The 14,239-nt window shown below is 75.6% G+C and carries 13 protein-coding genes and 1 riboswitch; of the genes, 9 read left to right on the forward strand and 4 right to left on the reverse strand.

What is annotated here, in order from left to right:
* Nucleotides 1–93: 93 nt before the first annotated feature.
* Nucleotides 94–227, forward strand: a riboswitch (cobalamin riboswitch).
* Between the two features lie 107 nt (nucleotides 228–334).
* The 6 genes from ACFVU7_RS18260 to cpt all read left to right on the forward strand — a co-directional run bounded on the left by ACFVU7_RS18260 (nucleotide 335) and on the right by cpt (nucleotide 7,778).
* Entirely contained in the window at nucleotides 335–1,348 is a 1,014-nt protein-coding gene (locus tag ACFVU7_RS18260; protein ID WP_387969809.1) for a cobalamin biosynthesis protein, read from the forward strand.
* Nucleotides 1,345–2,859, forward strand: a complete 1,515-nt coding sequence (locus tag ACFVU7_RS18265; RefSeq protein ID WP_388045939.1) for a cobyric acid synthase — start codon at nucleotides 1,345–1,347, stop codon at nucleotides 2,857–2,859. The genes ACFVU7_RS18260 and ACFVU7_RS18265 overlap by 4 nt, the downstream gene beginning before the upstream one ends.
* A 100-nt stretch (nucleotides 2,860–2,959) precedes the next feature.
* Nucleotides 2,960–5,086 (forward strand): putative cobaltochelatase, encoded by a 2,127-nt coding sequence (locus tag ACFVU7_RS18270; RefSeq protein WP_388045941.1) that lies wholly within the window; start codon nucleotides 2,960–2,962, stop codon nucleotides 5,084–5,086.
* A 5-nt stretch (nucleotides 5,087–5,091) separates the two neighbouring features.
* Entirely contained in the window at nucleotides 5,092–5,697 is a 606-nt protein-coding gene (cobO, locus tag ACFVU7_RS18275) for a cob(I)yrinic acid a,c-diamide adenosyltransferase (RefSeq protein ID WP_380737330.1), read from the forward strand.
* A gap of 4 nt (nucleotides 5,698–5,701) precedes the next feature.
* Entirely contained in the window at nucleotides 5,702–7,075 is a 1,374-nt protein-coding gene (locus ACFVU7_RS18280) for a cobyrinate a,c-diamide synthase (protein ID WP_388045943.1), read from the forward strand.
* 166 nt (nucleotides 7,076–7,241) lie between these two features.
* Entirely contained in the window at nucleotides 7,242–7,778 is a 537-nt protein-coding gene (gene cpt / locus ACFVU7_RS18285; RefSeq protein ID WP_387969971.1) for a chloramphenicol phosphotransferase CPT, read from the forward strand.
* Between the two features lie 43 nt (nucleotides 7,779–7,821).
* On the opposite strand, the gene ACFVU7_RS18290 is transcribed toward cpt, so the two are convergent.
* Together ACFVU7_RS18290 and ACFVU7_RS18295 are read right to left on the reverse strand one after the other, a co-directional pair.
* Nucleotides 7,822–9,540, reverse strand: coding sequence for a serine/threonine-protein kinase (locus ACFVU7_RS18290; protein WP_388045944.1), 1,719 nt, complete (start codon nucleotides 9,538–9,540; stop codon nucleotides 7,822–7,824).
* An 88-nt stretch (nucleotides 9,541–9,628) separates the two neighbouring features.
* On the reverse strand, nucleotides 9,629–10,216 hold the full coding sequence (locus ACFVU7_RS18295) for a TetR/AcrR family transcriptional regulator (RefSeq protein ID WP_388045946.1): 588 nt from the start codon (nucleotides 10,214–10,216) through the stop codon (nucleotides 9,629–9,631).
* A 141-nt stretch (nucleotides 10,217–10,357) separates the two neighbouring features.
* Here ACFVU7_RS18295 and ACFVU7_RS18300 point away from each other — a divergent pair, with 141 nt between their 5' ends.
* The 3 genes from ACFVU7_RS18300 to ACFVU7_RS18310 all read left to right on the forward strand — a co-directional run bounded on the left by ACFVU7_RS18300 (nucleotide 10,358) and on the right by ACFVU7_RS18310 (nucleotide 13,028).
* A complete protein-coding gene (locus ACFVU7_RS18300; RefSeq protein ID WP_388045948.1) occupies nucleotides 10,358–11,539 on the forward strand; it encodes an FAD-dependent monooxygenase in 1,182 nt (393 codons plus the stop codon).
* 313 nt (nucleotides 11,540–11,852) lie between these two features.
* On the forward strand, nucleotides 11,853–12,329 hold the full coding sequence (locus ACFVU7_RS18305) for a hypothetical protein (protein ID WP_049655348.1): 477 nt from the start codon (nucleotides 11,853–11,855) through the stop codon (nucleotides 12,327–12,329).
* Nucleotides 12,330–12,356: 27 nt separating this feature from the next.
* Entirely contained in the window at nucleotides 12,357–13,028 is a 672-nt protein-coding gene (locus tag ACFVU7_RS18310; protein WP_388045951.1) for a class I SAM-dependent methyltransferase, read from the forward strand.
* A 9-nt stretch (nucleotides 13,029–13,037) separates the two neighbouring features.
* On the opposite strand, the gene ACFVU7_RS18315 is transcribed toward ACFVU7_RS18310, so the two are convergent.
* Nucleotides 13,038–13,490, reverse strand: a complete 453-nt coding sequence (locus ACFVU7_RS18315; protein ID WP_049655346.1) for a hypothetical protein — start codon at nucleotides 13,488–13,490, stop codon at nucleotides 13,038–13,040.
* A 97-nt stretch (nucleotides 13,491–13,587) separates the two neighbouring features.
* The gene (locus ACFVU7_RS18320) at nucleotides 13,588–14,097 is read right to left on the reverse strand and encodes a MarR family winged helix-turn-helix transcriptional regulator (protein WP_375873277.1); all 510 of its coding nucleotides are present in this window, start codon (nucleotides 14,095–14,097) and stop codon (nucleotides 13,588–13,590) included.
* Nucleotides 14,098–14,239 lie beyond the last annotated feature (142 nt).

The raw sequence follows: 14,239 nt of genomic DNA on the forward strand, positions 1-14,239 counted from the left end.
CAGCGGCGTCCCCGTGTGACCAACCCCTCCGTGACCTCGGTTGACTCCCGGTTCGGGCCCGTGATGGGATCCTGGGGCCAAACGGAGGCATGGAGAGGAAGCCGGTGGAAGTCCGGCGCGGTCCCGCCACTGTCACCGGGGAGCACGCTCGGAACATCGCCACGGCGGGCCGTCGACGGCCGCTGGAAGGCTCCGGGGGTGCGTTCGACCCGGAAGCCAGGAGACTCTCGCCGCCGTCACGTCGATCCAGGGCGCGGACCCTGAGTGAGGACACGCACGCGATGCAGGCTGCCCCGCCCGGCCGGACTCCGAGCTGCCCTCCGCCGTGCGGCCGATGACCCCGCGCGCGCCTTCCCCCGCTCCGCGCCCGCTGACCCGAGCCTCGCGCCCGCTGGCCCGCGCCGCCGTGTTCGCGCTCGGCGCCGCCGCGGGCTACGCCGCCGACGCCCGCTTCGCCGACCCCCGCCGGGGCCACCCGGTGGCCTTCTTCGGCAGCGCCGCGACCCGGCTGGAGCGGCGGCTGTGGCGCGACGACCGCGCCGCCGGGGCCGGGTACACCGCGCTGTGCGTGGGCGCGGTCGCGGCGGGCGCGCTCGCCCTGGACCGTACGGTGGGCCGGCGCCCGCTGGGCCGGGCGGCGCTGGCGGCGGCCGCGACCTGGACGGTACTCGGCGGCACCTCGCTGACCCGGGAGGCCCGCACCATCGGCCGCTCGCTGGCCGCCGGCGACCTCGCCGCCGCCCGGGAGCGGCTGCCGCACCTGTGCGGGCGGGACCCGAGCGCGCTGGACGGGCAGCAGATCGCCCGGGCGGTGGTCGAGTCGGTGGCCGAGAACACCGCCGACGCCGTGGTGAACGCGCTGACCTGGGGCGCCCTGGCCGGCACCCCCGGCCTGCTGGCCTTCCGCGCCGTGAACACCCTGGACGCCATGGTCGGCCACCGCTCGCCCCGCTACGCCCGGTTCGGCTGGGCCTCGGCCCGGCTGGACGACGTGGCGGGCTGGCCGGGCGCCCGGCTGACGGCGCTGCTGACGGTGGCCGCCGCCCCCGAGCCCCGGACCGCCTGGCGGGTCTGGCGGCGCGACGGCTCCGCGCACCCGAGCCCGAACGCGGGCCAGGCCGAATCGGCGTTCGCCGGCGCGGTGGGCGTCCGACTGGGCGGCACGCTGCGGTACGGCGAGCGGGTGGAGCACCGGCCCGTCCTGGGCGCGGAGCTGCGGCCGGTGACGGTGGACGACATCGAGCGGGCCTGCGCGCTCTCCCGGCGGGTGGGCGCACTGGCGCTGGGTACGACGGTCGCGGGGCACGTCCTGCTGCGGGCACTGCTGAAGAAGAGGGGACGGGCATGAGCAACGCACTGCTGGTCGCGGGGACGACCTCGGACGCTGGCAAGAGCGTGGTGACGGCCGGAATCTGCCGGTGGCTCGCCCGCCAGGGCGTACGGGTCGCGCCGTTCAAGGCGCAGAACATGTCGCTCAACTCCTTCGTCACCGCCGACGGCGCCGAGATCGGCCGCGCCCAGGCGATGCAGGCGCAGGCCGCCCGGGTGGAGCCGGAGGCGGCGATGAACCCGGTGCTGCTCAAGCCGGGCGCGGACGGCCGCAGCCAGGTGGTGCTGCTCGGCCGGCCGGTGGCCGAGGTCGGCGCGCTGGACTACCGCGAGCGCAAGCCCGTCCTGCTGGAGCGCGCCCTGGAGTGCCTGGCCGACCTGCGCGGCCGCTACGACGTGGTGGTCTGCGAGGGCGCGGGATCGCCCGCCGAGATCAACCTGCGCGACCGCGACATCGCCAACATGGGCCTGGCCACGGCCGCCGCCCTGCCGGTGGTGGTGGTCGGGGACATCGACCGCGGCGGGGTCTTCGCGGCGATGTACGGGACGCTGGCGCTGCTGTCGGCGGAGGACCAGCGGCACGTGGCGGGCTGGTTCGTCAACAAGTTCCGCGGCGACGCGCGGCTGCTGGCGCCCGGGCTGGAGATGCTGCACGAGCTGACCGGCCGTCCGGTGCTGGGCACGCTGCCGATGCTGCCCGGGCTCTGGCTGGACGCCGAGGACTCGCTGGACCTGTCCACCGTGGCGGACCGGGCGGACGGGCCCGGGCCGCTCGGCGCGGACGTGCTGCGGGTGGCCGTGGTGCGCTTCCCCCGGCTGTCCAACTTCACCGACATGGACGCGCTCGCGCAGGAGCCGGGCGTGCTGGTCCGCTGGGCGACCAGGCCGGAGGAGCTGGCCGACGCCGACCTGGTGGTGCTGCCCGGTACCCGGGCCACCGTCGCGGACCTCGCCTGGCTGCGCGAGCGCGGCCTGGAGCCGGCCCTGAAGGCGCGGGTGGCGGCCGGACTGCCGGTCCTCGGGGTCTGCGGCGGCTACCAGATGCTGGCGCACTCGATCGTGGACGAGGTCGAGTCGAAGGCGGGCGCCGTCGACGGTCTCGGGCTGCTGCCGACGCACGTGCGCTTCGGCGTCGAGAAGGTGCTGGCGCGGCCGGTCGGCGAGGCGTTCGGGCAGCGGGTCGAGGGCTACGAGATCCACCACGGGGTGGTGACCGTGGAGGGGGGCAGTCCCTTCCTGGACGGCTGCCGGGTCGGCCCGGTCTGGGGCACCACCTGGCACGGCGCGCTGGAGAACGACGGGTTCCGCCGCGAACTCCTGCGCGAGGTAGCCGAGTTGTCCGGCCGGGCGTTCGTCCCGGCGCCGGACACCTCCTTCGCCGCGGCGCGCGAGGCCCGGCTGGACCGGCTGGGCGACCTGATCGAGGAGCACGCGGACACCGACGCGCTGTGGAAGCTGATCGAGGGCGGGGTGCCGGCGGCCGGATCGCTGCCGTTCCTCCCGCCCGGGGCCCCTGGGAGTGACGCATGAGCCGGACACGGACGCAGGGCTGGGCAGGACCGCCGAACCGGGCGGGGCAGCAGGGCCGGGCACGATCACAGAGTCAGGCACGACAGGACTGGGGTACGGCATGAGTGACGTCCGCTATCCGTTCACCGCGATCGTCGGCATGGCCGACCTGCGGCTCGGACTGCTGCTGAACGCGGTCTCCCCGGCCGTGGGCGGCGTGCTGGTGCGCGGCGAGAAGGGCACCGCGAAGTCGACCATGGTGCGCGCGCTGGCCGGCCTGCTGCCGTCCATCGCCACCGTGGACGACTGCCGCTTCGCCTGCGACCCGGCCGCGCCCGACCCGCAGTGCCCGGACGGGCCGCACGACTCCCCGTCCTCCTCCGAACGGCCCTCCCAGCTGGTCGAGTTGCCGGTCGGCGTGGCCGAGGACCGGATCGTCGGCTCGCTCGACCTGGAGCGGGCGCTGGCCGAGGGCGTCAAGGCCTACGAGCCCGGACTGCTCGCCCGGGCGCACCGCGGCGTGCTCTACATCGACGAGGTGAACCTGCTCCAGGACCACGTGGTGGACCTGCTGCTGGACGCCGCCGCGATGGGCCGCTCGTACGTCGAGCGCGAGGGCGTGTCGGTGCGGCACGCGGCCCGGTTCCTGCTGGTCGGCACCATGAACCCGGAGGAGGGCGAGCTGCGGCCGCAGCTGCTCGACCGGTTCGGCCTGACCGTCGAGATCGCCGCCACCCGGGACCCGGCCGAGCGCGCCGAGGTGGTCCGCCGCCGGCTCGGGTACGACGCGGACCCGGCCGGCTTCGCCGCGCGGTTCGCCGAGGAGGAGCGGGCGCTCGCCGAACGCATCACCGCGGCACGGGAGTTGCTGCCCAAGGTCAAGCTGACCGATGTGGCGCTGCGTCAGATCACCGCTGTGTGCGCCGCGTTCGAGGTGGACGGCCTGCGGGCGGACATCGTGATGGCCCGCACCGCCGTCGCGCTGGCCGCCTGGGACGGGCGCACCGAGGTGCTGGAGGAGGACGTCCGCAAGGCCGCCCAGCTGGCACTGCCGCACCGCCGCCGCCGCAACCCCTTCGACGCGCCCGGGCTGGACGAGGAGCAGCTGGACCGGACGCTGGAGGAGCACGCCCAGCAGGAGGAGCCGGAGCCCGAGGACGACGGGCCCGGCCCGGACGGCGACGGTGGCGGCAGTGACGACGGCGACGGGCCGGAGGGCGGCCCGGACGGGGGCGGCCCCGACGGCGGCGGCGCGCCCGATCCGTCCGACGCCGGCCCCGAGGCGCCCGAGGCGCCCTCCCCCGAGGACCCCGCCTCCGATGGCCCCGAGGCACCCGCGCAGCCGCCCGTACCGGCCCAGCACCCGGCCCCCGCGCGGGAGTCGGCGCCGGTCGCGGCCGGCGACCCGTACCGGACGCGGCTGTTCACCGTGAAGGGCACCGGGCACGGCGCCCAGGGCCGCCGCTCCCCCGCCGAGACCACCGGCGGGCACACCATCCGCGCCCGCCGCCCGCAGGGCGCGCTCGCCCGGCTGCACCTGACCGCGACCCTCCAGGCCGCCGCGCCGCACCAGGCCGCGCGCGGGCGCAGCGGGCGGGCACTGGTGGTGCACAAGGACGACTTCCGCGAACAGGTGCGCCAGGGACGGGAGTCCAACCTGGTGCTGTTCGTGGTGGACGCCTCCGGCTCGATGGCCGCCCGGCAGCGGATGACCGCCGTCAAGGGCGCGGTGCTGTCGCTGCTGATGGACGCCTACCAGCGCCGCGACAAGATCGGCATGATCACCTTCCGGGGCTCGGGCGCCGAGCTGGCACTGCCGCCCACCTCCTCGGTGGAGGTCGGCGCGGCCCGGCTGGAGTCGCTGCCCACCGGCGGGCGGACCCCGCTGGCCGCCGGCCTGCTGCGCGCCCACGAGGTGCTGCGGGTGGAGCGGCTGCGCGACCCGAGCCGGCGCCCGCTGCTGGTCGTGGTGACCGACGGCCGGGCCACCGGCGGGCGGGACGCGCTCGCCCAGTCGCGCCGCGCGGCCGCGCTGTTCGCGGCGCAGGGCACGGCCAGCGTGGTGCTGGACTGCGAGTCCGGCCCGGTCCGCCTGGGCCTGGCCCGCACCCTGGCCGGGCTGCTCGGCGGCACCGCCGTCAGCCTGGACGAGCTGCGCGCCGAGGGCGTGGCCTCGCTCGTCCGCGAGAACCGCGCCGCGGACCGCTCCGCGAACCGTTCGACCACTTCGATGCGAAAGGCGGCCTGAGCCGAATGCCCAAGGGAGTCCCCGAGAGCGTCCCCGATGACGGCCTGACGACCCGTCAGCGCCGCACGCTGCCGATCACCGCCGTGCACACCGGCCCCGGCAAGGGCAAGTCCACGGCCGCGTTCGGCATGGCGCTGCGGGCCTGGAACCAGGGCTGGCCGGTCGGGGTGTTCCAGTTCGTGAAGTCCGCCAAGTGGAAGGTCGGCGAGGAGAACGCGCTGCGCGTGCTCGGCGCCTCCGGCGAGGGCGGCACCGTCGACTGGCACAAGATGGGCTCCGGCTGGTCCTGGATCCAGCGCTCCACCGAGCAGGAGATGTCCAGCGAGGAGGCGGCCAAGGAGGGCTGGGAGCAGGTCAAGCGCGACCTCGCGGCCGAGACCTACCGCTTCTACGTGCTCGACGAGTTCACCTACCCGATGCACTGGGGGTGGGTCGACCCGGACGAGGTGGTCGCCGTGCTCAAGGACCGCCCGGGCAGCCAGCACGTCGTCATCACCGGCCGGTACGCGCCCGAGGCGCTGACCGGCTTCGCCGACCTGGTCACCGAGATGACCAAGGTCAAGCACCCCATGGACGCCGGCCGCAAGGGCCAGCGCGGTATCGAGTGGTAGACCGTTGAGCAACATCCCCCGCCTCGTCGTCGCCGCGCCCTCCTCGGGCGCCGGCAAGACCACCGTCGCCACCGGCCTGATCGCGGCGCTCGCCGCGCGCGGGCTGGCGGTGTCGCCGCACAAGGTCGGCCCCGACTACATCGACCCGGGCTACCACGCGCTCGCCGCCGGGCGCCCGGGCCGCAACCTGGACGCCTTCATGTGCGGGCCGGAGCGGATCGCGCCGCTGTTCCTGCACGGCGCGGCGGGGGCGGACGTCGCCGTCGTCGAGGGGGTCATGGGCCTGTTCGACGGGGCCTCCGGGCGCGGCGAACTGGCCTCCACGGCGCACGTCGCCAAGCTGCTGCGGGCGCCGGTGGTGCTGGTCGTGGACGGCTCCTCGCAGTCCCGCTCGGTGGCCGCGCTGGTGCACGGATTCGCCTCCTGGGACCCGCAGGTGCGGCTCGCCGGGGTGATCCTCAACCGGGTCGCCTCCGACCGGCACGAGCACCTGCTGCGCGAGGCCCTGGAGGAGGGCTCCGGCGTGCCGGTGCTGGGCGCGCTGCGCCGCTCGACGGCGGTCGCCACACCCTCCCGCCACCTCGGGCTGATCCCGGCGGTGGAACGCTCGGCGGAGGCCCTCCGGGCGGTCGCCGACATGGGTGAACTGGTCGCCTCCTCGGTCGACTTGGACGCCCTGCTCGAACTCGCCCGGACGGCACCGGAGTTGGACGCCGAACCCTGGGACCCGTCGGCCGAGGTCACCCCGGTGGCCGGCCGGCCCCGGATCGCGGTGGCGGGCGGCGCGGCCTTCTCCTTCTCGTACGCCGAGAACGCCGAACTGCTCGGCGCGGCGGGCGCGGAGGTGGTCCCGTTCGACCCGCTGCACGCCTCCTCGCTGCCCGCCGGGACGGCCGGCCTGGTCATCGGCGGCGGCTTCCCCGAGCTGTACGTCCGCGAGCTGAGCGGCAACGCCCCGCTGCGCGCCGCCATCGCCGCGTTCGCCGCCGCGGGCGGGCCGGTCGCCGCCGAGTGCGCCGGACTGCTCTACCTGGGACGGGAGTTGGACGGCCTGCCGATGTGCGGCGTACTGCCCGCCGACGCCCGGATGACCGAACGCCTCACCCTCGGCTACCGGGAGGCGGTCGCCCTGCACGACTCCCCGCTGGCCCCGGCCGGCACCAGGCTGCGCGGCCACGAGTTCCACCGCACGGTCTGCGAGCCCGGCGCGGGCGAACTCCCCGCCTGGGGCTGGCGCCTGCCGACCGGCCCCCGCACCGAGGGCTTCGCGAGCGGCAACGTGCACGCCTCCTACCTGCACCTGCACTGGGCGGGCGCACCGGCGGTGGCCGCCTCCTTCACCGCCGCGGCGGCGGCCTTCGTGGCGGGGGCGGCGTAGCCCGGGGCTTCGGCGGCGGGGGGCGGCGTTGATGGGGGCGGCGTTGATGGGGGCGGCGTTGATGGGGGCGGTCGGGGCCGTGCGGTCCATGGCCGCGCCCCTGTGGCACCCCCGGGATAACGCCGCGACGACGCGGGGTGCGCGGCCGTAGGCTCCGCGCATGCATGTGATCGTTCTCAACGGCGGGTCCAGCTCCGGCAAGTCGAGCATCGCCCTGCGCCTGCAGGAGCTGCTGCCGGACCCCTGGCTGCACCTCGGCGCGGACACCATGGTCGAGGCGCTGCCGCCGTCGCTGCGCACCGGCGGCGAGGGCATCGGCGGGCTGGAGGACGGGGACGGGACGGTCGAGGTCGGCCCGGTCTTCGCCACCCTGGACGCCGCCTGGACGCTCGGGGTCGCGGCGATGGCCCGGGCCGGGGCCCGGATCGTGGTGGACGAGGTGTTCCTCGGCGGCGCCGCTTCGCAGGCCCGGTGGCGGTCGGCGCTGGAGGGCCTGGACGTGCTCTGGGTCGGGGTGCGCTGCGATCCGGCGGTGGCCGCGAAGCGGGAGGCGGCCCGCGGCGACCGGGCGGCCGGGATGGCCGCCGCGCAGGCCTCGCTGGTGCACGAGGGCGTCACGTACGACCTGGTCGTCGACACCTCGCGGGCCTCGGTGGACGACTGCGCCCGGCTCGTCGCCGGGCGGGTAACGTCCGACGGCTGAGGCCGCACCGTACCTGATGCCGCCGCCGGACCCGTCGCCGCCGCTACAGCGCGAGGGTCTGCCAGCCCCGGGTGATCTGGTCGTGGACGGCCGCCGGGTCCGGCGCCGTCGGCTGGGCCGCCGCCAGCGCCGCCAGCAGGGCCGTGCCGTCCGCCGGGCGCTGCTCGGGGGCCATGGCCAGCGCGCGGGTGACGACGGCGGCGAGCGCCGGGTCGAGGGCCTGGACCGCCGCCAGCGCCGCGGGTTCGGGCCCGGTCTCCACGATCCGGCGGATCACCGCTCCCGTGTTGGTCGCCGCGAACGGGCTGGCGCCGTGCGCCGCGCACACCACGCAGCACGCCCAGGCCCACACGTCGGCCGCCGTACCGACCCGCTCCTCGCCGAACTGCTCCGGCGCCATGTACGTCAGGGTGCCCGGCCCGCCGCCGGTGGCGGTCAGCCGGGTGCCGTCCACGATCGCCGCGATGCCGAAGTCCAGCAGGCGCGGACCGGCCGTGGTCAGCATGATGTTGGCGGGCTTGAGGTCCCGGTGGACGAGCCCCAGCCGGTGCACCCCGGACAGCGCCACGGCCAGCGCCAGCGCGAGGGCCCGCAGCGCCTCGGCGGAGCGGATCGGCCCCTGCTCGCGCAGGTGGGCGTCCAGCGGGCGGCCGTCCAGCAACTCCATGGCCAGGTACGGGCGTCCGGAGTCCACGCCGGTGTCGAGCACCCGGGCGGTGTAGGCGCCGGGGACCATCGCCAGCACCTCGGACTCGCGCCGGAAGCGGCGCAACAGGTCGGCGTCGTCGAGGAGTTCGAGGTTGATGGTCTTGAGCGCGACCTGGGTGGCGGAGCCCTGGCGCTGGGCGAGGTAGACCGTGCCCATGCCGCCGGAGCCGATCCGGCCGAGGAGCTGGTAGCCGCCGATCGTGCGGGGCTCGTGAGCACCGAGGGGGCTGCCGACGGGCGGCCTCGGCAGCACCGGCGGGGCGGCCGGGGCAGCCGGCACCGGAGGGACGGGCTGCGCGAACTGCGTGGGGACGTACGGGACCTGAGGCGGGGCGTACGGCGTCTGCGGCGGGACGTACGGCGCCCGCGCCGGCGCGGTGGGCACGTACGGGTTCGGCGACGCCGGGAACGCCTGGACCGCCTGGGCGGCCTGGGCCGCTCGGGCCTCTTCGGCGCGCACCGCCTCCGCGCCGACCGGCTTGGCCCGGCGGCTCGCCGCCATCGCGACGGCCTGGAACACCAGCGCGGCGACGATCAGCCCGACCGGCAGGAGGAACACGGCGAGCACCGCGCGGAGGGCGAGCAGGCCGGCGACCTGGGCCCGGGTCCGGCCGGCCCGCCACAGCCGAGGCGGCATGCCGACGGTCCACAGGTTGCGCTGGGTCAGGCACCAGAGCAGCAGCCAGAGCAGCAGGCAGACGACGAAGGAGGTGATGTACCAGGTCCGCGCCGAGTGGAGGGGCAGGTGCGAGACGATCGTGAGGTACCGCGCATTGTAGACGTCGAACGACCGCCCCAGCCCCTCGAAGAGGACGCTGCTCCAGGCGCGCAGGACGGCCAGCACTCCCACGGCGGTCAGCAGACCCACCGTCAGTTCGCCGATCGTCGCGCCGGTGCCGCCCCGCGCACCTCCGGCCGGGTCCGCGCCGGCGGCCGCCAACGCCCGGCGGCGCGTTGCCGCTTGGGCACGGACCAGCACCGGCAGCGTCGCCAGCCGCACCAGCAGCGCCACCCCGACCACCACCAGTACCGCGACGTCGAGCGTGTTCAGCATTTCTTCCCCCTGCCTGATCGGGCAGAGGGAGTATAGGCGGGCACCCCCGGGCCCCGGCCCTACCGGGTCCCACCGGTCCTACCGGCTCCTACCGGTCGAGCAGCACGGCGAGGTAGCGGTCGATCTCCTCGCGCAGTTCCTCCGGCATCGGCACGTGCCAGTGCCCGCTGCCGGCCGTGGCGTTGAACAGCACGCCGTCGCACCAGCGGATCAACCGGCGGGCGTCCCCCGTGGGGTCGCCCGAGCCGGAGGCGGCGAGCAGCTCGGCGGCGCGCTGGGCGAAGCGCGCGCCCAGGCGGTCGTAGAGGGTGCGCAGTTCGGGCCTGCGGGTGGCCTCCAGGGCGAGTTCCAGGCGGGCCAGGGTGAGCCGGCGGCCCTCCGTGAGCGCCCGGAAGAGCACCTCGGCGCCGACCTCGGCCAGCAGTTCGCGCGGCGGGACGGCGGCCTGCGGCAGTTCGCCCTCGGCGAGGACCGGGAAGTCTGCGGTCTCCCGCTCGACGATCCGGGTGAGCACGAGCTCCAGCAGGGCGGCCCTGGTCCGGGCGAGGTTGGAGGTCGAGCCGGCGGGCAGGCCGGACGCGTCGTCCACGGCGCGGTGGGTGAGCCCGCGCAGGCCGGCGTCGGCGATCAGGTCGATGGCGGCGTCGGCGATCAGGGTCGGGCGCGGGGGTGTCATGGGTCCGATCATGGCCTTTCCAGTCGGGCTCCCCCAACTCACTACAGCCGTAGTTTACGGCTCACTACACATGTAGTAGCGTGCCGGACATCGGACACTACACCTGTAGTGCCCGGGTCGCGCGAGAAGAGGAGCCCCCTCATGGGCCTGCACCAGGCGATCGTCATCGGCGGCGGCATCGGCGGCCTCACCGCCGCCCTCGCCCTCCACCGGCAGGGCATGCCCGTACGCGTCCACGAACGCGCCGAATCCCTCGAACCCGTCGGCGCCGGGCTCGCCCTCGCCCCCAACGCCCTGCGCTCCCTCGACCGGCTCGGCGTCGGCGCGCGCCTGCGCGCCCTCGCCGCCCCGCACCCCGCCGTCGGCCTGCGCCACCCCTCCGGCCGCTGGCTCGCCCGCCTCGACACCACGGCCTTCGAGGCCTGCTTCGGCGACACCATCGCCGCCGTCGCCCGCGCCGACGTCATCGCCGCCCTGGTCGACGCGCTCCCGGAGGACACCGTCCGCACCGGCTCGCCCGCCACCCTCGTCACCCCCGGCAGCGCCACCGAACCCGCCGTCCTGCGCACCGCCGACGGGGAGGAGACCGCCGACCTGGTCGTCGCCGCCGACGGCATCCGCTCCGCGACCCGGGCCCTGCTCTTCCCCCGCCACCCCGGCCCCCGCTACAGCGGCTTCACCACCTGGCGCGCCGTCGTCACCCCCGACCGCCGCCCGGCCGCCGTCGGCGAGGTGTGGGGCCGCGGCCGGCTCGCCGGAGTCGTCCCGCTCGCCGACGGCCGGGTCTACGTCTACGGCGCCGCCCTCGCCCCGGCCGGCGAGCGGGCCGCCGACGGGGACGAACGGGCCGAACTCCTGCGCCGGTTCGGCGACTGGTGCGCCCCCGTACCGCGGCTGTTCGCCCTGGCCGAGCCCGAACGCGTCCTGCGCCACGACGTCTGGGACCTCGCCGACCCGCTGCCCGCCCACCACCACGGCCGGGTCGCCCTCCTCGGCGACGCCGCCCACGCGATGTGCCCCTTCCAGGGCCAGGGCGCCTGCCAGGCCATCGAGGACGCCGTCGTCCTCGCCTCCCTGCTCACCCCCGCCGCCGACCCGGCCGCCGCCCTGCCCGCCTACACCGCTGCCCGGCTCCCCCGCACCACCGCCGTCGTCGCCGCCTCCCGCCGCATCGGCAACCTCGTCGCCCTCCGCTCCCCCGCCGCCACCCTCCTGCGCGACACCGCCCTCACCCTCACCGGCCTCCTCCCCGCCCGCACCCTGCTGAACCGCTCGGCCGCGACCTTCGACTGGCAGCCGCCGACCCTGGGCGGAGCGGGATGAGGGGATCTGCCGCCCCGACTGCGGGGCGGGCGCAGGCGACACACAGAGAGCCGTTGGCTCCGCCTGGAGCCAACGGTCCACAAGACCCCTGGGCGAATGACAGCTCGGGAGAAGCTGTCGAATTCGATCCGCAAGCGCCAACCTCCAACCCGTCCAACATAGTTGGCAAGCTCCCCGGGGTGTGGTGGGGTGAGCCGGTACGGTCGGCGGGTTCCGGCACCGTGCCACCTTGGGGCAGCTTCGGGCACTTCCCCGCAACGCACCCGGGCCCTGGTCTCGTGCCGCCGTTCGTCAGCGCTGGCGAGGAGGCTCCATGTTGGACACACTGGTGACGACGGCGGCCGGGGCGCTTTCAGCCACGGCAGGTGTACTGGTCGGCGGCATCGTCACGCGCCGCGCCCAGGACCGGCACTGGTCCCGGGACCAGCAGCTCGCCGCATACCGGGAACTACTGGGCCACTACGCCGGGTTCACAATGGAACTCAGGCGCGCACACGGCGAACGGCGTGGCTGGGACTACGACTGGGGCGCATGGAGTGCGGCCCTGATGCACGCGAGCCTGATCGCACCCAGGGAAGTCGCCGCCGAGATCGACGAGTTCGGCCGTGCCGTCGAGACCTTCCTCGATCAGGTGGCTCGTAGCCGCGACCCACGAACCGATCCGCTGTCTCCGGACGAGTTCGAGCAGGCTCGGCGGTCGACGACTGCGGCACAGGTCAGGCTGGTCAACGTCATTCGGCGGTCGGTGAGCGGGGACCGGCACGGGATCCCCTTCCCCATCGGCGGGTAGCGGCCCGTGTCGGTGGCGGTTGCGATGATGCGCGCCATGGATGACTCCGGCCGCCGCGCCATTGCCGAGTACTGGGACGCGGCCGCTGCGGCCTTCGACGAGGAGCCCGACCACGGGTTGCGGGCGGGGCCGGTGCGGGCGGCGTGGCTTCGGCGGGTGCGGGGGTGGGTGCCGGGCGGGGCGGCGGACGTGCTGGACGTCGGGTGCGGCACCGGGTCGCTGTCGCTGCTGCTCGCGGCGGACGGGCACCGGGTGACGGGCGTGGACCTGGCGCCGCGGATGGTCGGGCGGGCCAGGGCGAAGCTGGTCGCGGCGGGCCTGACGGCGCGGTTCCTGGTGGGTGACGCGGGCGCGCCGCCGCTCGGGGACGAGAGCTTCGACGTCCTGCTGTCACGGCACCTGGTCTGGACGCTCCCCGAGCCCGAGCGGGCGCTGCGCGCTTGGGTGCGGCTGCTGCGGCCGGGCGGCCGGCTGGTCCTGGTCGAGGGCCGGTGGCGGGAGACCGGGCAGGCCACCGTTTCGCCGTACCCGGCCGGGGCGGGGCGGCTGCCGTGGGGCGGCGGGGTCGGGGCGGAGGAACTCGCGGCGGCCGTACGGCCGTTGGTCTCCGAGCTGCGGGTCGAGCCGCTCGGCGGGGAGGCCGAGCTGTGGGGCGGGCCAGTGGACGACGAGCGGTACGCGCTGGTCGCACGCCGTTGAGCGGCCCGGTCAGACGGGCTGGCCGAAGGTGCCGGTGAGCGGGTCGGAGTGGTGGCAGGCGGCGCAGCGCAGCCGGGTGTAGATCGCCACCGCGCCCATGAAGACGTCCTCGCGCCCGTCGGCCGGGGACGTGGAGGCGGCGGGTTCCCCGCAGTCCAGGCAGACCCGGCGGGGGCGGGCGGCGATCGAGCAGGCGCGGCAGATCAGGTGGGTCGGGTGTTCCGCGTGCACGACGACGGGCTGCGGCCCGCCGTACAGCAGGTGGTCGCACCAGGTGCAGGACTCGTCCCGCTGCGACGCCAGCATCCGGGCGCGGGTCTCCTGCTGCCACTTCGCCGCCTCCTGCAGCGGCACCTTGACCGGCGGCCCCCACCCGGAGGCGGTCAGCCACTGGGCACCCTCGGTGCCGGCGGCCCGCAGCTGGTCGCCGACGGCGATGTCCCTGGGGGTCTTCTCTTTCATCGGGGCCTCTCCTCCGGTGGGCTTCCGCAGGGGATAACGCCGCCGGGACACCGCTGGACACGCCGCCCGCGCCCGCCCTTGGAGGCACCGGCCCGGCTCAGAGAAGCGGCTCGGTGTCCCCGTGCGCGATGAGGAGCTTGCGCAGTAGGGCGTCGAGCCGGTTGCGCTCGTCCGCGTCGAGGGCCGAGAGGATGCGCTCCTCGTTGCGGACGTGACCGGCCAGCGCCCCGTCGATCAGCTCCTTGCCGGCCGGGGTGAGGCGGACCAGGACGGCCCGGCGGTCGGTCGGGCAGGGGTTGCGCTCGACCAGTCCCTTGGCGGACAGCCGGTCGACCCGGTTGGTGATGGCCCCGGAGGTGACCATCGCGGACTTGAGCAGCGCGCGGGCGTTGAGCTCGTACGGCTCGCCGGAGCGGCGCAGGGTGGCCAGCACGTCGAACTCGGAGGAGTCCAGGCCGCAGGCGGTGAAGTACTCGCGCAGGGCGTTGTCGACCCGGACGTTGAGCCGTCGCAGCCGGCCGATCAGGGCCATCGGCCCGGCGTCCAGCTCGGGGCGGGCCCGGGCCCACTGCTCGACGATGTCGTCCACGGTGTCGCGCTGCTGCATGCCCGCCGCCCTTCCGGAGCCGTCTGTCCGTAGCCGTCCAGTGTCCACTGCCTACCCAACGTAGATATCTTAACATTCACATACTTGACGTTCGCGGATCCCCGGCGTAGAAATTATCTCAACGTTCAGATAATCAACGTTC

Origin of the sequence: Kitasatospora sp. NPDC058046, assembly GCF_042885595.1 — a bacterium.
GTDB lineage: Bacteria > Actinomycetota > Actinomycetes > Streptomycetales > Streptomycetaceae > Kitasatospora.